20 protein-coding genes are annotated in these 21,921 nt (G+C 71.5%); 9 read left to right on the top strand and 11 right to left on the bottom strand.

The features are described 5' to 3' along the window. Window positions 1-32: 32 nt before the first annotated feature. On the bottom strand, window positions 33-998 hold the full coding sequence (locus P6281_RS20400; protein WP_009952805.1) for a diacylglycerol/lipid kinase family protein: 966 nt from the start codon (window positions 996-998) through the stop codon (window positions 33-35). A gap of 141 nt (window positions 999-1,139) precedes the next feature. Here P6281_RS20400 and P6281_RS20395 point away from each other — a divergent pair, with 141 nt between their 5' ends. Further along, a complete protein-coding gene (locus tag P6281_RS20395) occupies window positions 1,140-1,571 on the top strand; it encodes a hypothetical protein (RefSeq protein ID WP_014380927.1) in 432 nt (143 codons plus the stop codon). Here P6281_RS20395 and P6281_RS20390 read toward each other — a convergent pair. Genes P6281_RS20390 through P6281_RS20380 form a run of 3 tightly spaced genes read right to left on the bottom strand, consistent with a single transcriptional unit; the run spans window position 1,523 to window position 3,686 of the window. Beyond that, window positions 1,523-2,005: a GNAT family N-acetyltransferase gene (locus tag P6281_RS20390; protein ID WP_009952801.1), complete on the bottom strand. Its 483-nt coding sequence runs from the start codon at window positions 2,003-2,005 to the stop codon at window positions 1,523-1,525. The two genes, P6281_RS20395 and P6281_RS20390, sit on opposite strands and share 49 nt — an antisense overlap. Continuing rightward, window positions 2,002-3,099 carry an isochorismate synthase gene (locus tag P6281_RS20385; RefSeq protein ID WP_014385641.1) on the bottom strand — a complete coding sequence of 366 codons (1,098 nt, stop codon included), beginning with the start codon at window positions 3,097-3,099 and terminating at the stop codon, window positions 2,002-2,004. The genes P6281_RS20390 and P6281_RS20385 overlap by 4 nt, the downstream gene beginning before the upstream one ends. Next, entirely contained in the window at window positions 3,096-3,686 is a 591-nt protein-coding gene (locus P6281_RS20380; protein WP_009956178.1) for an acid phosphatase, read from the bottom strand. Before P6281_RS20380 ends, P6281_RS20385 begins: the two co-directional genes overlap by 4 nt. A gap of 113 nt (window positions 3,687-3,799) precedes the next feature. On the opposite strand from P6281_RS20380, the gene P6281_RS20375 reads away from it, so the two are divergent. Further along, window positions 3,800-4,600, top strand: a complete 801-nt coding sequence (locus P6281_RS20375; RefSeq protein WP_009956179.1) for a ParA family protein — start codon at window positions 3,800-3,802, stop codon at window positions 4,598-4,600. 232 nt (window positions 4,601-4,832) lie between these two features. Here the strand turns inward: P6281_RS20375 and P6281_RS20370 are convergent, their stop codons facing one another. Next, the gene (locus tag P6281_RS20370) at window positions 4,833-6,059 is read right to left on the bottom strand and encodes an Rv3212 family protein (RefSeq protein WP_009956180.1); all 1,227 of its coding nucleotides are present in this window, start codon (window positions 6,057-6,059) and stop codon (window positions 4,833-4,835) included. A 15-nt stretch (window positions 6,060-6,074) separates the two neighbouring features. Beyond that, window positions 6,075-7,604: a DEAD/DEAH box helicase gene (locus P6281_RS20365; protein ID WP_014380922.1), complete on the bottom strand. Its 1,530-nt coding sequence runs from the start codon at window positions 7,602-7,604 to the stop codon at window positions 6,075-6,077. A 279-nt stretch (window positions 7,605-7,883) separates the two neighbouring features. Here P6281_RS20365 and P6281_RS20360 point away from each other — a divergent pair, with 279 nt between their 5' ends. Next, a complete protein-coding gene (locus P6281_RS20360; RefSeq protein WP_026071232.1) occupies window positions 7,884-8,591 on the top strand; it encodes a ferritin-like fold-containing protein in 708 nt (235 codons plus the stop codon). A 12-nt stretch (window positions 8,592-8,603) separates the two neighbouring features. Here P6281_RS20360 and P6281_RS20355 read toward each other — a convergent pair whose 3' ends face one another. Beyond that, on the bottom strand, window positions 8,604-9,311 hold the full coding sequence (locus tag P6281_RS20355) for an MmpS family transport accessory protein (RefSeq protein WP_014712237.1): 708 nt from the start codon (window positions 9,309-9,311) through the stop codon (window positions 8,604-8,606). Between the two features lie 219 nt (window positions 9,312-9,530). Between P6281_RS20355 and P6281_RS20350 the strand changes: the two genes are divergently transcribed. Next, on the top strand, window positions 9,531-9,797 hold the full coding sequence (locus P6281_RS20350) for a DUF3107 domain-containing protein (RefSeq protein WP_036389938.1): 267 nt from the start codon (window positions 9,531-9,533) through the stop codon (window positions 9,795-9,797). On the opposite strand, the gene P6281_RS20345 is transcribed toward P6281_RS20350, so the two are convergent. After that, window positions 9,794-10,480: a TetR/AcrR family transcriptional regulator gene (locus P6281_RS20345; RefSeq protein WP_008259670.1), complete on the bottom strand. Its 687-nt coding sequence runs from the start codon at window positions 10,478-10,480 to the stop codon at window positions 9,794-9,796. The genes P6281_RS20350 and P6281_RS20345 overlap by 4 nt on opposite strands. A 198-nt stretch (window positions 10,481-10,678) precedes the next feature. On the opposite strand from P6281_RS20345, the gene P6281_RS20340 reads away from it, so the two are divergent. The 3 genes from P6281_RS20340 (at window position 10,679) to P6281_RS20330 (ending at window position 13,875) form a co-directional block, all read left to right on the top strand. Continuing rightward, entirely contained in the window at window positions 10,679-11,716 is a 1,038-nt protein-coding gene (locus P6281_RS20340) for a DUF3152 domain-containing protein (protein WP_014712236.1), read from the top strand. 81 nt (window positions 11,717-11,797) lie between these two features. Next, entirely contained in the window at window positions 11,798-12,985 is a 1,188-nt protein-coding gene (gene moeZ, locus P6281_RS20335) for an adenylyltransferase/sulfurtransferase MoeZ (protein ID WP_014383161.1), read from the top strand. Between the two features lie 35 nt (window positions 12,986-13,020). Next, window positions 13,021-13,875, top strand: coding sequence for a TIGR02569 family protein (locus P6281_RS20330; RefSeq protein WP_008259667.1), 855 nt, complete (start codon window positions 13,021-13,023; stop codon window positions 13,873-13,875). A gap of 107 nt (window positions 13,876-13,982) precedes the next feature. Here the strand turns inward: P6281_RS20330 and P6281_RS20325 are convergent, their stop codons facing one another. Genes P6281_RS20325 through P6281_RS20315 form a run of 3 tightly spaced genes read right to left on the bottom strand, consistent with a single transcriptional unit; the run spans window position 13,983 to window position 15,325 of the window. Then, on the bottom strand, window positions 13,983-14,291 hold the full coding sequence (locus P6281_RS20325) for an MGMT family protein (RefSeq protein WP_038537325.1): 309 nt from the start codon (window positions 14,289-14,291) through the stop codon (window positions 13,983-13,985). 2 nt (window positions 14,292-14,293) lie between these two features. Beyond that, complete coding sequence (locus P6281_RS20320) at window positions 14,294-15,079, bottom strand: alpha/beta fold hydrolase (RefSeq protein ID WP_324738502.1); 786 nt, start codon at window positions 15,077-15,079, stop codon at window positions 14,294-14,296. 45 nt (window positions 15,080-15,124) lie between these two features. Next, a complete protein-coding gene (locus P6281_RS20315; RefSeq protein ID WP_041785165.1) occupies window positions 15,125-15,325 on the bottom strand; it encodes a hypothetical protein in 201 nt (66 codons plus the stop codon). A 123-nt stretch (window positions 15,326-15,448) separates the two neighbouring features. Here P6281_RS20315 and P6281_RS20310 point away from each other — a divergent pair, with 123 nt between their 5' ends. Both P6281_RS20310 and P6281_RS20305 read left to right on the top strand, forming a co-directional pair. Beyond that, window positions 15,449-18,574, top strand: coding sequence for an ATP-dependent helicase (locus P6281_RS20310; RefSeq protein ID WP_014385636.1), 3,126 nt, complete (start codon window positions 15,449-15,451; stop codon window positions 18,572-18,574). Next, the gene (locus P6281_RS20305; protein WP_324738501.1) at window positions 18,571-21,918 is read left to right on the top strand and encodes an ATP-dependent helicase; all 3,348 of its coding nucleotides are present in this window, start codon (window positions 18,571-18,573) and stop codon (window positions 21,916-21,918) included. The genes P6281_RS20310 and P6281_RS20305 overlap by 4 nt, the downstream gene beginning before the upstream one ends. Window positions 21,919-21,921 lie beyond the last annotated feature (3 nt).

The raw sequence follows: 21,921 nt of genomic DNA, 5'->3' as shown, positions 1-21,921 counted from the left end.
CGCGTGCGCCACAGGCCACGCGTTGCCGCAGGTCAGCGTCGTTTTTGCTGAGGAGGGGCGGCCACCGCAAGCGCGTCGGGCACCGACTTGAACGTCATGGTTTCGCGCACGCCGAGGTAATCCCCGTCGAACTGGCAGGCGACGGGGCCCCCGGTCGAGGTAACTCGCACGCACGGCAGGTCGTCCTCGGTGACGAGGTGCTTGAAGTTGAACGCGGGCCGTTTTGCGAACATCTGCCGGACGATCCGCAGCGTCGGGATCGTCTTCAGGTTGGTCGGCGCGAACACCCCGAGTCCCGACTCGAAGCTGCAGCCGGGGTTGGTCCACACCGGCCGCTCGTTGGCGAACGTCCACGGGCTGGAGTTGGAAACGAACGCGAAGCTCACCCCGGTGATGGGTTCGCGGCCGGGAAGTTCGAGCGTCAGCATCGGCTCGCGGCGGGTGTAGGCCCACACGGCCGGCACCGATGCGCGGATGTAGCGCCACGCGGTGACCTTGCCGCCTTTGCTGCGTTCGGCCTCGACCGCGGCCACCACCTCGGCGTCGACGCCCATGCCGGTGTTGAACACGGCCCACCGCTCGCCGCAGTCGATCAGGCCGATCCGGCGCCATGTGCCGCGCCGCTGGTAGTCGTCGAGCAACTGGATGAGCTGGTTGGTGGCCGCGACCGGATCCGCAGAGATGCCCAGCGATCGCGCCAGCACGTTCGCCGAACCGCCGGGCACCACGGCCACCGCGGGCACCGGGCCGCTCGGAAGCGTGCCGGGACGGCCGAGCAGACCGTTGACCACCCCGCTCACCGTGCCATCGCCGCCGTGCACGACCACGAGGTCGACGCCGTCGGCGACGGCCTTCTGCGCGAGCTCGGTGCCGTGCCCGCGGTGGTTGGTGTGTTCGACGCTGAGCTGTAGCCGGCTCTTGAGGGCGTGGGCCAGCAGATCGCGACCGGCCGGTGTGGTGGAAGTGGCTGTGGGGTTGACGATCAGCACGGCCCGCATGAAGCACGAGCTTAGGCGGTGCGACGATGCGCGCCGCAGCGCGGCGTGAGGAGGAGCGCCGCAATCGGGTTAGGCGGTGCGACGATGCACGCCGCAGCGCGGCGTGAGGAGGAGCGCCGCCGCCCTGACTACGCTGGCGCTGTGACGCCGCCATCCGCCCCGACCGCCGTCCGCCGCGCCGGCGTCGTCGTCGCCGTGCAGGGGATGGCCGCGCTGATCGTGGCCGTGGTCCTGGTGGTGCGCGGGATCGCCGGGGCCGACCAGCACGTGGCCAACGGTCTGGCCACCGCCGGCTGGTTCGTCCTCGTCGGCGCCGGGGTGATCGCCGCGGGCCGCGCGCTGATGCTGGGCAAGCGCTGGGGCCGCGGCCTGGCCGTGATCACCCAGCTGCTCCTGCTGCCGGTGGCCTGGTACCTCGCGGTCGGATCACACCAGCCCGGCTACGGGATCCCGGCGGGGCTTGTCGCGCTGGTCGTGTTGGGGTTGCTGTTCAGCCCGGCCGCGGTGCGCTGGGCCGCCGGCGGTCAGGGCGACTCCGCCAGCCCCGCCAACCGCGACCCCGACAGCCGGTAGGTGGTCCATTCGTTCTGCGGTTCCCCGCCGATCCCGTCGTAGAGCGTGATGGCGTCGGTGTTCCAGTTCAGCACCGCCCAGGACAACCGGGTGTAGCCCCGCTGCACGCATTCGTTGGCCAGCGCCGCCAGCAGCGCCCGGGCCAGCCCGCGGCGGCGAAATCCCGGGCGCACGAACAGATCTTCCAGATAGATGCCCGCCACGCCGTCCCAGGTGGAGAAGTTGACGAACCACAGCGCCATCGCCGCGACCTCGCCGTCCACCTCCGCCACGTGTCCGTACACCGTCGGGCGGTCGCCGAAAAGCGCTGCGGATATTTGTGTTTCGGTGACCGTGCACTGATCGGCGGCGTGCTCGAATTCGGCCAGCGCGTGGATCATTTCGGTGATGGCGGCGACGTCGTGGGGCGCGGCGCGACGGATGTCTGTGGTCATCGTTGGACTTCTAGTGCGTTGAGTATCGTGGCGAATTTGGTTGTGGTCTCGGCGACTTCGTCGTCGGGATCGGACTCGGCGACGATACCACCGCCGGCGCGAGCGAGCGCGCTGCGCCGGTCCGCCGACAGCTGCGCGCAGCGCAGCGACACCACCCAGCGGCCGTCGCCGGCGGCGTCGCACCAGCCGACCGCCCCCGCATAAAACCCGCGGTCGCCCTCCAGCTCGGCGATCAGCTGGACCGCCGCGTCGGTCGGGACGCCTCCGACAGCCGGGGTGGGGTGTAGCGCTAGCGCCAAATCGATTGCGCTCGTTGAGGTATCGCGAAGCCGTCCGCTGATCGGTGTGCACAGGTGCCAGACCGCGGCGGTGCGGCTCAGTTGCGGCTCGGCGGCGATCGACAGGTCGTCGCACAACGGCTGCAGGGCCGCCCGGATGGTCTCGATCACCAGCTGATGCTCGTGCCGGTTCTTGGCCGAGGCGGCCAGCGCGGCGCCGTTGGCGGCGTCGGCATCCGGGTCGGCGGCCCGCGGGGCCGACCCCGCGAACGGCCGGCACTCGACGCGGTCGCCGCTGCGCGCCACCAGGAGTTCGGGGCTGGCGCCCACCAAGGCCACGCCCGCGTAGCCGTCGCCGGCGGCGCTCAGATCGACGAGGTAGCCGTAGGCCGCCGGGTCCGCGGCCACGAGCCGGCGCAGGACGGCCCGCGCATCCATGGGGGCATCGGCCACCAGCTCCAAGGCGCGCGCCAAGACCACCTTGTGCAGCGGGTTGTCGGCTGCGGCGAGCTGATCGCGGGCGCGGCGGACCCGGTCGCGGTAGTCACCCGGCGGCGGAAGCGCCGCGGCCACCCGCACCGGCGGCAGCGGGCCCGTCGGCCAGTCCGGGAGCCCGTGGGTGACGTCGACGGCGCGCGGCGTCAGCAACGCGGCCGGGCTGCTGAGGTCAAAAGGCAACGCGCCCAACACAATCGGCGCCTGATTCGACCGCAGCGCCGCCTGCGCCGCGCCCACGTCGCAGTAGCGCCGCGACACGCCGTCGGCGATCAGGGTTCGGGTCGGCCCGCACAGCGCGAACGGTGGTTCGCGGTTCACTGGCCGGTCAACCCGAGCGCCCGCAGCTGTCGCACCCCGTGCTCGAACCCGCAGACCGCGACCGACGCGGTGATCATGCCGAAGCGACTGCCCTCGACCAGCGGCAGTTCGACCCAGCGGGTGATCACCGCGCGCGAGAAGTGGCCGTGGCTGACGAAGACCACGTCGCGCGACTCCATGTGCCGCAGCGCCGTCGTGACCGCCGCGTCGGCGCGCTCGCTGACCTGCGCGACGCTCTCGCCGCCCGGACATCCGTGCGTCCACACCAGCCAGTCGGGCACCGACTCCCGGATCTGTTCGGTGGTCAGGCCCTCATAAGAGCCGTAGTCCCACTCGGCGAGCTGTTCGGTCGCGTCGTCGACGGACAACCCGGCCAGCTCGGCGGTGACCAGCGAGCGTCGCCGTGGGCTGCTGATCACCAGTGGGTCAACAAGTTTGAGCTCGCCCAGCACCCCGGCGGCCAGCTGGGCCTGTTCACGGCCGGCGTCGGTCAGCTCGACCTCGGTGCGGCCGGTGTGCTGGCCAGACTTCGACCACTCGGTCTCGCCGTGGCGCAGCAGCACCAAACGGTGATCATGCAAGCCCATAGAGAATGATTCTGCCGGACGACATGCGGTGGCTGCCGGGCCCGAGCGCATGGTGGACGAACATGCCAGGATGGCACTGTGAGCGCGCGGCGATGCGGAGGGGCGGGCGGCCAGTGAGTAGGACCCGGGTATTGGCGGTGGCCAACCAGAAGGGTGGCGTCGCCAAGACGACCACCGTTGCCTCGCTGGGGGCGGCGATGGTGGAGGAGAAGAAGCGGGTCCTGCTGGTCGACCTCGACCCGCAGGGCTGCCTGACCTTCTCGCTGGGCCAAGACCCGGACAAACTCCCGGTCTCCGTGCACGAGGTATTGCTCGGTGAGGTCGAGCCCAACGCCGCGCTGGTTGAGACGGCCGAGGGAATGACGCTGCTACCGGCCAACATTGACCTGGCGGGCGCCGAGGCGATGCTGCTGATGCGGGCGGGGCGCGAATACGCGCTCAAGCGAGCGCTGGCCAAACTCGCAGACCGGTTCGACGTGGTGATCATCGACTGTCCGCCGTCGCTGGGTGTGCTGACCCTCAACGGGCTGACGGCCGCCGACGAGGTCATCGTGCCGCTGCAGTGCGAGACGCTCGCGCATCGCGGTGTGGGCCAATTCCTGCGGACGGTCGCCGATGTCCAGCAGATCACCAATCCGGAGCTGCGCCTGCTCGGCGCGTTGCCGACGCTGTACGACTCGCGCACCACCCACACCCGCGACGTGCTGCTCGATGTCGCCGACCGCTATAGCCTGCCGGTGCTGGCCCCGCCGATTCCGCGCACGGTGCGTTTCGCTGAGGCCAGCGCCTCGGGTTCGTCGGTGATGGCGGGCCGCAAGAACAAGGGCGCGTCGGCGTACGGCGAGTTGGCGACGGCGCTGCTCAGGCATTGGAAGAACGGCAAGCCGCTGCCGACGTTCGCGGTCGAGGTCTAGCGGCGATCGCCCGCCCGGCGCTCAGCGCCGAGCCGCAATCTTGAGTGTGAACTGACGGCTTTGAGTGTGAACTGGCGGCGCGCCCGATCGGCGTGTCGCCGCCGCAGATTCACACCGAAAGCCAACGATTCACACTCGACGGGCCCTAGGCTGCCCGACGGGCTAACTCGGGCGACGGCCGTCGCGGCCCGATGGGCTAAGACGCCCGGGCGGCCGTCGCCGCCCCGAACGCTCAGCCCAGGGCGACCACGGTGTCGCCGCGCTGCTCGAACACCCGCGACCCCGACACGGCCGGGACCACCGCCCTCCCGGGTGGCGGGGGATTGGCCGCACGGTCGACCGGAATGTAGCGTTCGCCGGTCCCGCTGACCGGGTCGTAGACGCCGATCGCGCCGGTGACGGGCACCAGCAGCCGGCCCGCCATCATTACCCCCGGCCCCAGCGGCGCCGTCTTGTCACCCGCGGCGATGGTGTAGCGCAGCGCCAGGGTGTTCACGTCGAAAACCATCAGCGAATCGCCGGTCCACCAGGTCATCAGGCTGCCGGCGTGCGAGACCGCCGCCGAGCGCGACGGCGGCTTGGGCAGCAGGGTGCTCGCCACGGTGGCGCCGGTTTCGTCGATCACGTCCACCCGGGGCTGGGGCGCCGGCAGGTACACCGCGGTGGTGGTGTCCCGGACTGCCAGCACCCGGGCACCCGAATCGGGCGCGATCCCCGGCTCGGCCACGACGTGTTGCTGGGGTTCGTCGTCGTCCTTGCCCGGCCGGAGCAGCACCAGGCGCAGGTCGGCCTGATTCGCGCAGCTCTCCAGCACCGAGACCGCGGACGAGCTGGCCGCGGCCGAGATCAGCCTGCAGCCGGAGTGCAGCCCTCGCGACGACGGCTTCACCCGGGCGTCGGTCTCGCCGTAGGCCACCATCCGGACCATGTCCGAGCGCCACAGCTCCAGGCGGGTGTCACCGACCGACAAGACGGTCATGCCGTCGGAGGAGAGCCGCACCCGCGGGTCGGCGTAGCCACTGCGGGCGGGGCCGCGGTGACCGGTGGAGCCGTCCAGGGTGCTCACCTGCCCGCAGCCGCGGTCGTCGCGGTAGACCCCGACGGCGTAGCGGTACAGCCACGAGACTCCGCAGAGGCTGGTGTCGCGGGCGTAGCTCCAGCGGGACTGGCCCGTGCCGGCGTCGCGCCCGTCGATCCGCACGCCCGCACCGGTGACGACCACCCCGCCCACCACCACCGGCTCGGTGGTGGCCGGACTGGAGGCGGTCCACAGTTGTTTCAGGCCGGCGGGAACCTGCCGGGCCGGGCTCGGGTTGGGCGCCGGGACGGCGGCCGGGCGGCTGCTGGTGGCCCGCGCGTCGCTGGTCCACCAGATGAGGGCCGCCGTCACCGCGACGACGACCGCGATGGTCGCGGCGGCCAGGATGTCGCGCTTGGTCCGGCGCTCGGGTCTGACCATGCGTGGCGCGGGGAATTAGTTGTTTTGCGCGGTGGGGGCCGCCGCGGCGGCTTCCGCCGGCTTGCGGCGCCGACGGCGGCGACGGCTGGAGCCGGCGTTTCCCGGCGGGGAGCCGGCCGGCGTTTCCGCGGCGGCATCACCGTTGCTGCTCGCGGCGCCGTTGCCCGACGGGTGCGCGCTGACCGGCTGGCCGCCGCGGGTGCGCCGCCGCGTCCCGGACCGCCGCGCGGTCTTCTCCGATTTCTGTCCCGGCTTCTGGGTGGCGCGCTCACCGGTGCGGCGCGCGCCCTGCGCCTTGCGGGCCGCACCGACGGTGCCTCCGGCATCGGCGGGGATGCTCAGCTCGTCGTACAGGTGCGGCGAGCTGGAGTAGGTCTCGGCGGGTTCGGGGTTGTCCAGCCCCAACGCCTTATCGATCAGCGCCCAGCGGGTGAGCTCGTCCCAGTCCACCAGGGTGACGGCGACGCCGGTCTTGCCGGCGCGGCCGGTGCGCCCGATGCGGTGCACGTACGCCTGCTCGTCCTCGGGGATCTGGTAGTTGATGACGTGGGTGACGTCATCGATATCGATGCCGCGCGCGGCCACGTCGGTGGCCACCAGCACGTCGATGTCGCCGGTCCGGAAAGCCTTGAGCGCCTTCTCGCGTGCCACCTGTCCGAGGTCGCCGTGGACGGCGCCCACCGCGAAACCGCGCTCGGCCAACTCGTCGGCGACCTTCTGGGCGGTGCGCTTGGTGCGGGTGAAGATCATCGTGGCGCCGCGGCCCTCGGCCTGCAGGATCCGGCTGACCAGCTCCACCTTGTCCAGGGCGTGCGCCCGGTAGGCGTACTGGACGGTGGTGTCGTGGGTGGCCGCCGAGTGCGGCGCTTCGGCCCGGATGTGGGTGGGCTGGTTCATGAAGGTGCGGGCCAGCGTGATGATCGGGTCCGGCATGGTCGCCGAGAACAGCATCGACTGCCGGTCGACGGGGATCTGCCGCAGGATGCGCTCGATGTCGGGCAAAAAGCCGAGGTCGAGCATCTCGTCGGCCTCGTCGAGCACCAGCACCGAGAGCCCACCGAGCTGCAGGTGGCCCTGCTGGCTCAGGTCGAGCAGCCGGCCCGGGGTGCCCACCACGACGTCGGCGCCGGCGCGCAGCGCCTCGATCTGCGCCTCGTAGGGGCGGCCGCCGTAAATGGGGACCACGGAGAGCCGACGGCCTTCGTCGGCGGTCAAATGCTTGGCCGCCAGCGCCAGGTCATCGGTTACCTGCAGGCAGAGCTCGCGGGTGGGCACCACGATCAGCGCGCGGGGTGTTCCGTTGAGCGGCCGCGCGGCGGTGCCGGAGGTGATGCGCTGTAGCAGCGGCACCCCGAAGGCGAAGGTCTTGCCCATGCCGGTGCGGGCCTGCCCGATCAGGTCGTCGCCGGCGAGCGCGAGCGGCAGGGTCAGTTCCTGGATGGCGAAAGGGCTTTCGATCCCCTTTTCGGCGAGTGCGCGCACGATTTCGTCGCGGACACCGAGTTGAGCAAAGGTCAGTTCAGTTGTGCTGGTCAGTGTGGTCATGCGTGGGTAGGTAGCCTCTCGAAGACGTATCGGATTGTGTCGGGTGTTTCTCTGTCGCGGTCACGCGCGCACGAGTTCCGACTCCGAATACGTCGCCGAGTCGCGGGCTCCGGCTCAGTCTGGGGGTCCCAGCCCGGGCGGGCCTGCTGTGCACGCACATTTCGCCGATAGCGGCGTGGGAAGAACATTTGGCACAAATAACACCGCCATCTACCTACATGATAGCTGGTCGAGCTCCGGCACCCGTTTCGCGCCAACTCCGCCGACTACAGTGTTGCCATGACCCGGCCCTCTTACCAGCCCTCTTCCACCGACCAAGTGGAGGAGTCGGCTGCCCCGCGATTGTCGGCCGATCACCCCGGGGTCAACGAGTTGTTCGCGGTCTTGGCCTACGGCGAGATCGCCGCGTTCTACCGGCTCACCGACGAGGCGCGGATGGCCCCTGACCTGCGCGGACGGATCTCGATGGCGAGCATGGCCGCCGCGGAGATGCAGCACTACGAGCAGCTGCGCGACGCGCTGGAAAGCCGCGGCGTCGACGTCGTGTCGGCGATGTCGAAGTACGTGTCGGCGCTGGAGAACTACCACCGCCTGACGATGCCCAGCACGTGGCTGGAAGCCTTGGTGAAGACGTATGTCGGTGACGCCCTGGCCGCCGATTTGTACCTGGAGATCGCCGACGGGCTGCCCGACGAGGTTGCCGACGTGGTGCGGGGGGCGCTGGCCGAGACCGGGCACTCGCAGTTCGTGGTCGCCGAGGTGCGCGCCGCCGTCACGTCCAGCGGCAAGCAACGCAGCCGGCTCGCGCTGTGGTCCCGTCGGCTGTTCGGCGAGGCGATCACCCAGGCCCAGTACCTGCTGGCCGACCACGACGAGCTCGTCGACCTGGTGATGTCGGGCGCCGGCGGGCTGGGCCAGCTCAACGCGTTCTTCGATCGGTTGCAGCAGACGCACGACCGCCGCATGCACGAGTTGGGCCTGAGCTGACGGCCGTCAAACTCAGCGCGAGCAGGTCGCCATGTTCGACGGGCTGCCCGACGCCATGATCCGCTGACCGGCGGCGTTGAAGACCGAGCAGCTGAGCTGGCCGTAGAAGCTGGTCGCGACCACGGATTCGGTCTGCACGCCGGGATTGAGGACCACCACCTTCGACCACGGCAGCGAGACGTTGAACTCGCTCTGCGGGACGCCCCGCGCGTCGGTGTAGACCACGTTCACCAGGTCCAGCAGCTGCTTGGTCCCGCTCACGCTGTAGACGACGGTGCGCGGGTTCAGCGCGGCCGTCGGCGGCGCGGGCGCGAGAGGCGGTGCGGCCGTGGGGGTTTGGGCCGCCGGGGTGCTGGGCGCGGCGCTCGGTGTGGTGACGGTCGTCACGGTCTCCGGCGGCAGCTGGGCCACGCGCGAGGGGCTCGGTGGCGCGGACGCCTTGGTGGTCGCGGGTGCCGAGGTCACCGGGTGGGGGGCCGGCGCTCCCAGCGTGGCCTTGGTTGACGCGCTGTCGCCGCTGTTGATGATGACGGCGGTGGCGATGGCGCCGACGGCCACCACCGCGCCGAGGATCGCCGTCGCGGGTCGCCAGCGTGAATCGGCCGGCCAGCCCGTCCAGTTGTAGTCGGCGTTCAGGTAGGGGTCGGTGTCGCAGTCGTCAGCGTCGTCGTCCGGGTAGCTCCGGATCCGGTCGTCGAGGTGCGGCAATGTGGTACCCATGGGGCCGAAGTTAGCCATGCGAAAGCGCGGATCGGGTATCGCGCGGGTGTGTGAGACAACCTGCAAGCGAATCGTTATCGGCGCGCGACCGAAGTTTCGCTGACCGCGAAGTGTGGGGACGCGACGAGGTGGGGGTCGGCCGCGTCAACTAGCCTGCTGCTGACGGGGCTGGGACTTCGCCGCCCGCGCACGACTTCAATGCCTACGGAAGGGGTGACCGTGGAGGTCAAGATCGGGATCACGGATAGTCCGCGCGAGTTGGTCCTTGCCAGCGACCAGACGCCCGCCGAAGTCGAAGACCTGGTCAGCGCCGCGCTCGGCGAGGGGTCGGGGCTGCTGCGACTGAGCGACGAGCGGGGCCGTCGCTTCCTGATCCACACCAGCAAGATCGCCTACGTCGAGATCGGCGTCGCCGACGCGCGGCGGGTCGGCTTCGGGATCGGTGCCGAAATCGAAGCCGGCAAACATGCCGGCAAGGGACGCTAGGAGCGGGTCAGCGGCACGTGTGACAGTCCGCCCCAGGCGAACTGGACGGTGCCCTCGACGGCGTCCGCCTTCGAAATCGGGCGATCGGAGTCGAGCCAGTACCTGGCGCAGTCGACGCTGATGCCGACCAGCCCGACGGCGATCATCCGCGCGCGGTGCGGGTCCAGCCCGGAATCCTCGCTGATCAACGCGAACACCGCGTCGATGCAGGATTCGGTGGCCACGCGCACCTGGGCGGCCACCTCGGGCTCGGTGACGTAGTCGTTTTCGAAGATCAGCCGGTAGCCCTGGCTGTCGTGCTCGATGAAATCGAAGAACGCCTGCACCGCGGCGTGCAACCGCCGGCGGTTGTCCTTGGTGGTGCTCAACGCCTGCTGGACGCCGGAGACCAGGTTTTCCACGTGCCGCGCCAGCACGGCGAGGTACAGCTCGAGCTTGCTCGTAAAGTGTTGGTACAGAACGGGTTTGCTAACCCCGGCGCGATCGGCGATCTCGTCCATGCCGGCCGCGTGGTAGCCGCGGTCGACGAAGACGTCGCTGGCGACGATGAGCAACTGGCCGCGGCGCTCATCGCGGGGCAGCCGGTTGCCCCGCCGGTTGGGGGCCGCGGCGCCGTCCGCCGGCCTGCCGCGGTCAGCCGATCTGACGGCACGCCGTGCCGGCATCTTGGCGAGTTCGCTCATCGAGTCCTCATCTGATTGTCGACGGCCGGCCGTCGGTCCACCGGGGCTAGCCGCTCGCAGCTCGTTGAAAAGACCTTACTACCCGCGGGGTTGGAGCTCCCGCCGTCGGCGTCGTCGTACCTGGCAGAAGCGGTGTCGGGCGCCGGATTCGGGCGCGCCACGGTCGGCGTGGGTGGTCCGCTGTGTAATCCTGGGAAAATGACGTCGCAGCGACCCCCGCGCAGCAGCGGTCGCGTGCCGGTGCTGCGCGACGAGTGGCGCGAGCCGCTGCGGGCGCTGCGTGACCCCCTGGCCGCCCCGGAAGCCGGGCGGGCGCGGGCCGACCGTGAGCGGCAGCGGCAGTGGCGCAAACAAACGTGGCTCGGGCGGTTCGTCTCCACCTACGGCTGGCGCGCGTACGCGCTGCCGGTCCTGGCGGTGCTGACGGCCGTGGTCATGTACCAGACGGTGACCGGCGCCGGCGCGTCGAAGCCCACGAACAGCCAGCCCATCGAGAGTCCGCCCGCGATCGGCGCGGTGGGCACCACGATCATCGACGCGCCGCCGCGTGGGCTCGCCGCGTTCGACGCCAACCTGCCGGCCGGGACGTTGCCCGACGGCGGCCCCTTCACCGAAGCCGGCGACAAGACGTGGCACGCGGTGCCGGGCGCGACGCCCCAGTTCGGCCAGGGCACCGCCAAGGTGTTCCGGTACACCGTCGAGGTGGAGAACGGCATCGACCCGACGATGTTCGGCGACGACGAAGCGTTCGCGCAGATGGTCGACCAGACGTTGGCCAATCCGAAGGGCTGGACGCACAACCCGCAGTTCGCTTTCATCCGGATCGACGGCGCCAGTGGGGCAAAGCCCGACTTTCGGATCTCGCTGGTGTCGCCGGTGACGGTGCGGGAGGGGTGCGGCTACGAATTCCGGCTGGAGACGTCCTGCTACAACCCGGTTTTCGGCGCCAACCGCGAGGCGCGGGTTTTCATCAACGAGGCGCGCTGGGTGCGCGGCGCCGTGCCGTTCGAAGGGGACATCGGTTCGTACCGGCAATACGTGATCAACCACGAGGTCGGCCACGCCATCGGATACCTGCACCACGAGGCCTGCGAACAGCAGGGCGCCCTGGCGCCGGTGATGATGCAGCAGACGTTCTCCACGTCCAACAACGACGCCGCGCAGTTCGACCCCGACACCGTCAAGGCCGACGGGAAAACCTGCCGCTTCAACCCCTGGCCGTACCCGATCGCCTAGCGGCCGAGTGCCTTCGTTGCCGTCGCCCCGGCGGGCTGCTGTGATGGATTCATAAGCAGAACCACGAAGCTGACCGAGGAGATGTTGTCCGTGTCGTCGTTGCCGCCGCTGGTGGCACCCGCAGACCACCTGACCGGCGACGAGGTGGCCCGCTACAGCCGTCACCTGATCATTCCCGGCCTGGGGGTCGACGGGCAGAAGCGACTCAAGAACGCCCGGGTGCTGGTGATCGGCGCCGGTGGCCTGGGGGCGCCGACCTTGCTGTACCTTGCCGCGGCCGGCGTGGGCACGATCGGCATCGTCGAATTCGACGTCGTCGAGGAATCGAACCTGCACCGCCAGATCATTCACGGCGTGGCCGACGTCGGGCGTCCCAAGGCCGTGTCGGCGCGGGAGTCGATGCTCGCGATCAACCCGCTGGTGGACGTGCGCCTGCACGAGGTGCGCCTGGACTCCACCAACGCCGTCGAGTTGTTCAGTTGCTACGACCTGATCGTGGACGGCACCGACAACTTCGCGACCCGGTACCTGATCAACGACGCGGCGGTGCTGGCGAAAAAGCCGTACGTGTGGGGCTCGATCTACCAATTCGAGGGCCAGATCTCGGTGTGCTGGGAGGACGCGCCGGACGGACGCGGCCTCAACTACCGCGACCTGTACCCGGAGCCGCCGCCGCCCGGCACCGTTCCGTCGTGCGCCGAAGGCGGCGTGCTGGGCATCGTCTGCGCGTCCATCGCCTCGGTGATGAGCACCGAAGTGATCAAACTCATCACCGGCATCGGCGATTCGTTGCTGGGCCGGTTGATGATCTACGACGCGCTGCAGATGACCTACCGCACGATCGCGATTCGCCGGGACCCGTCCGACGCGTCGAGGCCGAAGATCACCGAGCTCGTCGACTATGAGCAGCTGTGCGGCGCGGTGGCCGACACCTCAGCCGGCGACGCGACGGCCATCACCCCGCGGGAGCTGCGCGAACTGCTGGATTCCGGCAAGGAGCTGGCCCTGATCGACGTCCGCGAGCCCGTGGAGTTCGACATCGTGCACATCGACGGCGCGCAGCTGGTCCCGCAGTCGTCGATCAACTCGGGTGAGGGTCTGGCAAAGCTGCCGCGGGACCGCATGCCGGTGCTGTATTGCAAAACGGGCGTGCGCTCGGCGCAGGCGCTGGCGGTGCTGAAGCAGGCGGGGTTCGCCGATGCGGTGCACCTGGAGGGCGGAATTGTGGCCTGGGCGCAGCAGATGCAACCCGACATGATCCTGTACTGAGCTTCGCCGCTGTTGGACTCGTTTAGAGTACCGGTGTGACAGTCGAGCCACCGCCGGACCATGTGCTGTCGGCGTTCGGTTTGGCCGGCGTCAAACCCGTCTATCTGGGCGCCAGCTGGGAGGGTGGCTGGCGGTGCGGTGAGGTCGTCCTGTCGCTGGTGGCCGACAACGCCCGCGCGGCGTGGTCCGCCCGGGTCCGCGAGACGTTGTTCGTCGACGGCGTCCGGCTGGCCCGCCCGGTCCGGTCCACCGACGGGCGCTACGTCGTTTCCGGGTGGCGGGCGGACACCTTCGTCGCGGGGACGCCGGAGCCCCGCCACGACGAGGTCGTCTCGGCGGCGGTGCGCCTGCACGAGGCGACGGGCAAACTGGAACGCCCCCGCTTTTTGACCCAGGGCCCCGCGGCGCCCTGGGGGGACGTCGACATTTTCATCGCCGCCGACCGCGCGGCGTGGGAGGAACGGCCGCTGGCCTCGGTGCCGCCCGGCGCCCGGGTGGCCCCGGCCACCGCGGACGCCGAGCGCTCGGTGGAGTTGCTCAACCAGCTCGCCACGTTGCGCAAGCCGACCAAGAGTCCCAACCAGTTGGTCCACGGGGACCTTTACGGCACAGTGCTTTTCGTGGGCACCGCGGCGCCGGGCATCACCGACATCACCCCGTACTGGCGGCCCGCGTCATGGGCGGCGGGCGTGGCCGTCATCGACGCGTTGTCCTGGGGCGAGGCCGACGACGGACTCATCGAGCGCTGGAACGCCCTACCGGAATGGCCGCAGATGTTGTTGCGGGCGTTGATGTTTCGCCTGGCGGTCCATGCGCTGCACCCGCGGTCCACCGCCGAGGCGTTCCCCGGTCTGGCCCGCACCGCGGCGCTGGTCCGGTTGGTGCTCTAGGTTAGTTGCGTGGCGACCCGCTGCGCCCGGCTTCGGCCGGTAGTGGCGACCCGCTGCGCCCGGCTGCACCGCGCTTGCGATCGCCACGGCCGCGCTGGCGATCGCCACTAGGCCCCGTCCGGGAATTCGTAGCGAACCTCGCGCAGCGCGATCCGGCCGTCGCGGGCAAGCACGCCTTCGGCGCGCAGCAGCTCCAGCTGCCGGGTGGTCAGGTGGCGCGCCGGGCGCCCGGAGGCGGTGATGACGCGGTGCCACGGCAGGTCCGAGGAGTCGGTCCGCATGATCCAGCCGACGATCCGCGGGCTGGAAAGCCCTGCGACCGAGGCGATGTCGCCGTAGGTGGCCACCCTGCCGGACGGGATGGCGGCGACCAGCGCCCGCACCCGCTCGACCTGATCGTCGGTCACCGGCGCCACGGTCAGCGGGCTTCCAGTAGCTCGCGGGCCAGCGCGGCGACGTCGTCGGGCTTGGCGTAGGGCACCATGTGGTTGCAGTCGAAATCCAGCAGCCGGAAACGCGATCCCAGCCGCTGCGCAAGGCCCGCGATGAGTTCGTCGGTGACATACGGCGGCGATGTTCGCTTGGCGCGCACCAGGATCGTCGGCGTTTGCGCCGGCGGCAGCACCGCGTCGCGGGCGAGCTCGCTCCAGTACGCCATCATCGCCGGCAGGCTGATGCGCCAGCCGTAGCGGCCGTTGGGGAGGGCGACCAGATGCTCGTCGAGCTCGGCCTCGAGCAGCGCGGGCTCGACATCCGACCACGAGCCGTGCACCTTTTCCAGGCGCGCTTCCTCGGCGTCGGGATAGTTGGGCGAGGACAACATGGCCTCGGCGATTTCGCGCATCCACGCGCCGTCCAACCCGATCGCCGGATCGAGCAGCAGCAGCCCCGAAACCTGGTTCGGCCGGGCCGCGGCGAGGTGCATGGCGAGCCCTGCGCCGAACGAGTGGCCGACCACCACCACCGGCGTGCCGGGCTGCGCGTCGAGCAGCAAGGCCAGCGCCGAGACGTTGGCGTCGATGGTCCACGGCGCCGCCCACGAGGACCGGCCGTGGCCGAGCAGATCCGGTGCGGCCAGGCCGATCTCGGGCAGCAGGCCGGACAGGTGTTGCCACCGCTGCCCGTGCCCGGTCAGCCCGTGCAGCGCGAGGATCCGCGCCGGACCGGACGGACCGTAGCGGTGGACGTACAACTTCGCGGTCACCCGTCGATGGTGCCAGCCGCCGTCACCGGGCGTCGCGGGCGGTCCTCAGCGATCGTCGTCCCGATCGTCGTCCGCGGACACGACGTAGGCCTGCTCGATCACGTCGGCTTCGTTGGCCTCGCGGTCCCGGGCGCTCACGTAATCGGTGTCCAGGCCGGCGTCGTCGTCGGAATCGGCGGGCCGCAGTTGCTCCACCGCGTCGCCCTCGGGCGCCTCGTCGATGGGAAAGCCGTGCTCGTCCGTCATGGTCGTCAACCCCTCCTTTTGCAGCCTTGAGACCATTCTTCGCGCTGCTGCGACTTCCAGGGTAAGAGCTCGCGTCGGCGCTGACCGGGTCCACTTGTCACACCCTGGTGATTGCATGCAGCCATGGCACACACCTGGGAGGCCGACGCGAGCGCTGTGCTGGCGCCCGGCGCGCGCGGGATCGTTCGCGTGCTCGGCGGGCCCGGAACCGGAAAGAGCAGCCTGCTGATCGACGCCGCGGTCGCCCGGATCGACGCCGGGATCGACCCGGAATCGGTTCTGCTGCTGACCGGTTCGGGCCGGCTCGGGATGGCCGAGCGCAGCGCGTTGACGACGGCGTTGCTGCGCTCCCGACCGGGCCGGGTCGCCGTCAGCGAACCGCTGGTGCGGACCGTGCACGGGTATGCCTACGCGGTCTTGCGGCGCGCCGCCGAACGGGCCGGCGATGCGCCCCCGCGGCTGGTCACCAGCGCCGAGCAGGACGCCATCATCCGGGAGCTGCTGGCCGGAGACCTCGACGACGGCCCCCGCGCGACGTCCGCGTGGCCGGCGCAGCTGCGGCCGGCGCTGAGCACCGCGGGGTTCGCCACGGAACTGCGAAACCTGTTGGCCCGCTGCGCCGAACGCGGTATCGACCCAGGGGAACTGGAGCGGCTCGGCCGTCGTTGCCGCCGGCCGGAATGGATCGCCGCGGGGCAATTCGCACGCCAGTACGAGCAGGTGATGTTGCTGCGCGCGGCGGTCGGCACGGCCGCGCCGGAGGCGACGACACCCGCGCTGGGCGCCGCCGAATTGGTGGGCGCGGCGCTGGAGGCGTTCGCCGTCGACCCCGAGCTGCTGGCGGCCGAACGCGGCCGGATCCGGGTCCTGCTGGTCGACGACGTCCAACAGCTCGACCCTCAGGCGGCCCGCCTGGTGCGGGTGCTCGCGGCGGGCGCCGAGCTGGCGCTGATCGCCGGGGACCCCAATCAGGCGGTGTTCGGCTTCCGGGGCGGCGAACCGGCCGGGCTGCTCGACGGCGACGGCCCGGCGGTGACGTTGACGACGTCGCATCGCTGCGCGCCCGCCGTGGCCCGCGCCGTCAGCGGCATCGCCGCCCGGTTGCCCGGCGGCGGCGCCGGCCGCCGGATCGACGGCGCCGGGGCGGGGGAGGGATCGGTCACGGTGCGCCTCGCCGCCTCGGCGCACGCCGAGGCGGCGGCGATCGCCGACGCGCTGCGGCGGGCGCACCTGGTCGACGGCGTGCCCTGGTCGCAGATGGCGGTCATCGTCCGGTCGGTACCGCGGGCCGGCGCGCGGTTGCCGCGCGCGCTCGCCGCCGCCGGGGTGCCGGTGGCCGCGGCCGCCGCCACCGGGCCGCTGGCCGAGGAGCCGGCGGTGCGCGCGCTGCTGACCGTGCTGCTGGCCGCCGCCGACGGGCTGGACGGGCAGCAGGCGCTGGCGTTGCTGACCGGCCCCATCGGCCGCGTCGACCCGGTTTCGCTGCGGCAACTGCGCCGAACCCTGCAGCGCGCCAACCCCGATCGCCCGCCGGGCGACTTCGCCGAGCTGTTGGTCGAGACGCTGTCGGGCGCCGTGCCGCCGGGTCCACAGTTCCGTTCGTTGCGCAAGGTCCGCGCGGTGCTGGATGCTGCCGCGCGGTGCCACGAAGCCGGTGAGGACCCGCGCTACACCCTGTGGGCCGCCTGGGACCGGTCCGGGCTGCAGCGCCGCTGGCTGTCGGTCAGCGAGCGCGGCGGCCCCGCCGCGGCCCAGGCCACCCGGGATCTCGAGTCGGTCACCGCGTTGTTCGACATCACCGACGACTACGTGTCGCGCACTTCCGGCGCGTCGTTGCGCGGCCTGGTCGAGCACGTCGCCGCGCTGCACCTGCCGAACGCCAACCCCGAGCCGGCCGCCACGGCGGGGCAGGTCAGGGTGCTCAGCGCGCACGCCGCGCTGGGACACGAATGGGATTTCGTGGTCATCGCCGGATTGCAGGATGGTTTGTGGCCCAACACCGTTCCGCGGGGCGGTGTGCTGGGCACCCAGCGGCTGCTCGACGAGCTGGACGGGGTCACCGCGGACGCCTCGATGCGCGCACCCCTGGTGGCCGAGGAGCGGCGGTTGCTGGTGGCGGCGATGGGCCGTGCCCGCCGGCGGCTGTTGGTGACGGCGGTCGACAGCGACACCGGTGGGGCGGACCACGCGGCCGCGCTGCCGTCGCCGTTCTTCTTCGACATCGCGCAATGGGCCGACGAAGACGTGGAAACGACTGCGCTGCAACCTGTTTCGGCGCCCCGGGTGCTGTCGGCGGCTGCGCTGGTGGGCCGGCTGCGGGGCGTGGTCTGCGCCCCCGACGGGGCGGTGGACGAGCTCGCCCGCGACTGCGCGGCAACGCAATTGGCCCGCCTGGCCAAAGCCGGGGTGCCCGGCGCCGACCCGGCCGGCTGGCACGGCCTGACCCCGGTCAGCACCGGTGAGCCGCTGCGGGGTGGCGGCGACGTCGTGACGCTGACCCCGTCGACCCTGCAGACACTGACCGACTGCCCGCTGCGCTGGCTCGCCGAACGCCACGGCGGGACCAATCCGCGCGACCTGCGCTCCACCATCGGTTCGGTAGTGCACGCGCTGATCGCCGAACCGCATCGAAGCGAATCCGAACTGCTGGCCGAGCTGGAGCGCGCCTGGCAGCACCTACCCTTTGCGGCGCAATGGCATTCGGACAACGAGCTGGCCCGTCACCGCGCGATGCTCGAGGCGTTCGTCGAGTGGCGAAGCCAGAGCCGCGGCGCGCTCACCGAGGTCGGCGTCGAGGTCGAGATCGACGGAACCCTTCAAACCGGTGACGGGGAACAGGTTCGGCTGCGCGGCCGCGTCGACCGGCTGGAGCGCGACGCCGCCGGCCGGCTGGTGATCGTCGACGTCAAGACCGGCAAGTCCCCGGTCAGCAAGGACGACGCCCAACAACACGCCCAACTGGCGATGTATCAGCTGGCGGTATCCGAAGGCCTGGTGGCCCCCGGAGGCGACACCGTGGAACCCGGTGGGGCGCGGCTGGTTTACGTCGGCAAGGCCGGGGCGGCCGGGGCCGTCGAACGCGAACAGGACCCGCTCACCGCGGACGCCGGCGACGAATGGCGACAGGTCATCCGGCGTGCCGCCGCCGCCACGGCCGGCCCGCAGTTCGTGGCGCGGCGCAACGACGGTTGCACGCACTGCCCCATCCGGCCGTGCTGCCCGGCGCACACCGACGGGGCGGCCCGATGAACGCCCGCTACAACCCGAGCGAATTGGCTTGCGCGCTCGGCCTTTTCCCGCCGACCGAGGAGCAGTCCGCGGTCATCGCCGCGCCGCCGGGCCCGCTGGTCGTCATCGCGGGGGCCGGAGCCGGTAAGACCGAGACCATGGCCGCACGGGTGGTGTGGCTGATCGCCAACGGCTACGCCGAACCCGCCCAGGTGCTGGGACTGACGTTCACCCGCAAGGCCGCCGGCCAGCTGCTGCGCCGCGTCCGGTCCCGGCTGGCCCGGTTGGCCGGCGTCGGCCTGGGCCCGGTCGGCGATGCCGTCGCCGAGCCCGAGGGCGCCCCGGTGATCAGCACCTACCACGCGTTCGCGGGTTCGTTGCTGCGCGACTACGGGCTGCTGCTGCCCGTCGAGCCCGACACCCGGTTGCTCAGCGAAACCGAGCTGTGGCAGCTGGCTTTCGACGTGGTCAACGGCTACCGCGGCGAGCTGCACACCGACAAGACCCCGGCCGCCGTCACCTCGATGGTGTTGCGCCTGTGGGGACAGTTGGCCGAACACCTCGTCGACACCGGACAGCTGCGCGATACCCACGTCGAGCTAGAGCGGCTCGTCCATGGCCTGCCCGCGGGGCCCTATCAGCGGGAGCGCGGTCCCAGCCAATGGTTACTGCGCCTGCTGGGCACCCAGACCGAGCGCGCGGAGTTGGTGCCTCTGCTGGACGCGCTCGACGAGCGCATGCGCGCCGAGAAAGTGATGGATTTCGGCATGCAGATGGCCTCGGCCGCGCGGTTGGCGGCGGGCTTCCCCCAGGTCGGTGAGGACCTGCGCGCCCGCTACCGGGTGGTGCTGCTCGACGAGTATCAGGACACCGGCCACGCCCAGCGCATCGCGCTGTCGGCCCTGTTCGGCGGCGGGGTCGACGACGGGCTGGCGCTGACGGCCGTGGGCGACCCCATCCAGTCCATCTACGGCTGGCGCGGGGCCTCGGCGACCAACCTGCCCCGGTTCACCACCGACTTTCCCCGCTCCGACGGCACACCCGCGCCCGCCCTGGAATTGCGGACCAGCTGGCGCAATCCGCCGCGGACCCTGCGGGTCGCCAACGCCGTATCCGCCGAGGCGCGGCGGCGATCGGTGGCCGTGCACGCGCTGCGCCCTCGCCCGGACGCCCCGCCCGGCACGGTCCGCTGCGCCCTGCTGCCCGACGTGGTGGCCGAGCGCGAGTGGATCGCCGACCAACTCGACGCCCACTACCGGCGGGCCCGGGCCGACGGCGTGAGCCCGCCGACGGCCGCGGTGCTGGTGCGCCGCAACGCCGACGCCGCGCCGATCGCCGACGCGTTGCGGGCGCGCGGCATTCCCGTCGAGGTGGTCGGGCTGGCCGGGCTGCTGTCGGTGCCCGAGGTCGCCGAGGTGGTGGCCATGCTGCGGCTGGTCGCCGACCCGACGGCCGGCGCGGCGGCGATGCGGGTGCTCACCGGCGCGCGCTGGCGCCTCGGCGCCCGCGACATCGCCGCGCTGTGGCAGCGTGCGCGCGCGCTCGGCGGGACCGCGGGGGACCCCGCGCCGCCCTCGCCCGAGGCGATTGCGCGCGCCGCCGACCCCTCGCACGTCGACGCCGACACCGTCTGCCTGGCCGACGCGATCGCCGACCCGGGTCCGGCCGGCTCGTATTCGGCGGCGGGGTATCAGCGGATCACCGCCTTGGGCGCCGAGCTGAGCGCCCTGCGCGCCCACCTCGGCCATCCCCTTGCCGACCTGGTGGCCGAGGTGCGCCGCGTGCTGGGCGTCGACTGCGAGGTCCGGGCCGCGGCGGGGGTGGCGGCGGGTTGGGCCGGCACCGAGCACCTGGACGCGTTCGCCGACGTCGTCGCCGGTTACGCCGAGCGCGCCGACGGCGCGGCCACGCGGCTGGACGCGTCCGCAACCGCCTCGGTGGGCGGGCTGCTGGGGTTTCTGGATGCCGCCGAGGCGGTCGAGAACGGTTTGGCGCCGGCACCTTTGGCGGTCGCGCGCGACCGCGTCCAGGTGCTCACCGTGCATTCGGCGAAGGGACTCGAATGGGAGGTGGTGGCGGTCGCGCACCTCTCGGGTGGGACGTTCCCGTCGACCGCGTCCAGGAGCACCTGGCTCACCGACGCCGCGGAGCTGCCCCCGCTGCTTCGCGGCGACCGCGCCGCCGCCGGGGCGCTGGGCATCCCGGTGCTCGACACCTCGGACGTCACCAACCGAAAACAACTGTCGGACAAGATCTCCGAGCATCTCCGCCAGCTCGATCAGCGGCGCGTGGACGAGGAGCGCCGATTGTTGTATGTCGCGATCACCCGGGCCGAGGACACCCTGCTGGTGTCCGGGCACCACTGGGGCGCCACCGGGGTCAAGCCGCGCGGCCCGTCGGATTTCCTGGTGGAAATCAAGGACGTCATCGACCGTGCGGCCGTGGCGGGCGACCCCTGCGGCACCGTGGAGCACTGGGCGCCGTCGCCCGCCGACGGCGAGCGAAACCCGCTTCGCGACAACGTCATCGAAGCGGTGTGGCCGGCAGACCCGCTGGCCGTGCGGCGCGAGGAGGTCGAGCGCGGTGCGACGCTGGTGAGGCGGGCGCTCGCCGCCGGACCCGGCCGGCCGTGTGCCGATGTCGACGGCTGGGCCGCCGACGTCGATGCGTTGCTGGCCGAACGGGCGCGGTTGATCGAGCCACCGGTCCGGGAACTGCCCGGCCAGCTGTCGGTCAGCTCCCTGGTCGGCCTGGCGCGCGACCCGGCGGGCACCGCGCAGCGGTTGAGGCATCGGCTACCGTCGCGGCCGGATCCGCATGCGTTGCTGGGCAATGCGTTTCACTCCTGGGTCCAGAAGTTCTACGGCGCAGAATGCCTGTTCGATCTCGGCGATCTGCCGGGTGCGGCGGACTCCGACGTCGGCGACAGCGCCGAATTGGCCGCGCTGCAGGCCGCATTCACCGAATCTCCTTGGGCCGCAAGGACTCCCGTCGCCGTCGAGGTGCCGTTCGAGATGCCGATCGGTGAGACCCTGGTCCGCGGGCGCATCGACGCGGTGTTCGCCGATCCCGACGGCGGCGCGACCGTCGTGGACTGGAAAACGGGCGAACCGCCGCACGGCGCGGAGGCGCTGCGCCAGGCCGCCGTCCAGCTCGCGGTGTACCGGATGGCCTGGGCGGCGCTGGCCGGGGTCGCGGAATCGTCGGTGCGCACCGCCTTCTACTACGTGCGCGCCGGTACCACCGTGGTCCCCGGCGAACTGCCGAGCGCCGCCGAGCTGGCCGGGTTGCTGATCGATCCGGACGGTACGCGGTGTGACCCGCGCCGCCCGAGTATCGGGGAGGCGGTGCCCGTGGTTACATAAGAC

The organism is Mycobacterium sp. 5-140-3-2 (genome assembly GCF_035666375.1).
Lineage (GTDB): Bacteria > Actinomycetota > Actinomycetes > Mycobacteriales > Mycobacteriaceae > Mycobacterium > Mycobacterium intracellulare.
The sequence above is the reverse complement of the archived record's forward strand: the minus strand, read 5'-3'. Positions and strand labels throughout refer to the sequence as shown.

What these genes read in the sequence shown, in the direction of transcription:
- P6281_RS20390 (WP_009952801.1), bottom strand. Translation starts at nt 2,005, where the DNA reads ATGACCACAGACATCCGTCGCGCCGCGCCCCACGACGTCGCCGCCATC.
- P6281_RS20360 (WP_026071232.1), top strand. Translation starts at nt 7,884, where the DNA reads ATGACCCGGCCCTCTTACCAGCCCTCTTCCACCGACCAAGTGGAGGAG.
- P6281_RS20340 (WP_014712236.1), top strand. Translation starts at nt 10,679, where the DNA reads ATGACGTCGCAGCGACCCCCGCGCAGCAGCGGTCGCGTGCCGGTGCTG.
- P6281_RS20315 (WP_041785165.1), bottom strand. Translation starts at nt 15,325, where the DNA reads ATGACGGACGAGCACGGCTTTCCCATCGACGAGGCGCCCGAGGGCGAC.
- P6281_RS20355 (WP_014712237.1), bottom strand. Translation starts at nt 9,311, where the DNA reads ATGGGTACCACATTGCCGCACCTCGACGACCGGATCCGGAGCTACCCG.
- P6281_RS20380 (WP_009956178.1), bottom strand. Translation starts at nt 3,686, where the DNA reads ATGGGCTTGCATGATCACCGTTTGGTGCTGCTGCGCCACGGCGAGACC.
- P6281_RS20400 (WP_009952805.1), bottom strand. Translation starts at nt 998, where the DNA reads ATGCGGGCCGTGCTGATCGTCAACCCCACAGCCACTTCCACCACACCG.
- P6281_RS20305 (WP_324738501.1), top strand. Translation starts at nt 18,571, where the DNA reads ATGAACGCCCGCTACAACCCGAGCGAATTGGCTTGCGCGCTCGGCCTT.
- P6281_RS20370 (WP_009956180.1), bottom strand. Translation starts at nt 6,059, where the DNA reads ATGGTCAGACCCGAGCGCCGGACCAAGCGCGACATCCTGGCCGCCGCG.
- moeZ (WP_014383161.1), top strand. Translation starts at nt 11,798, where the DNA reads ATGTTGTCCGTGTCGTCGTTGCCGCCGCTGGTGGCACCCGCAGACCAC.
- P6281_RS20345 (WP_008259670.1), bottom strand. Translation starts at nt 10,480, where the DNA reads ATGAGCGAACTCGCCAAGATGCCGGCACGGCGTGCCGTCAGATCGGCT.
- P6281_RS20310 (WP_014385636.1), top strand. Translation starts at nt 15,449, where the DNA reads ATGGCACACACCTGGGAGGCCGACGCGAGCGCTGTGCTGGCGCCCGGC.
- P6281_RS20365 (WP_014380922.1), bottom strand. Translation starts at nt 7,604, where the DNA reads ATGACCACACTGACCAGCACAACTGAACTGACCTTTGCTCAACTCGGT.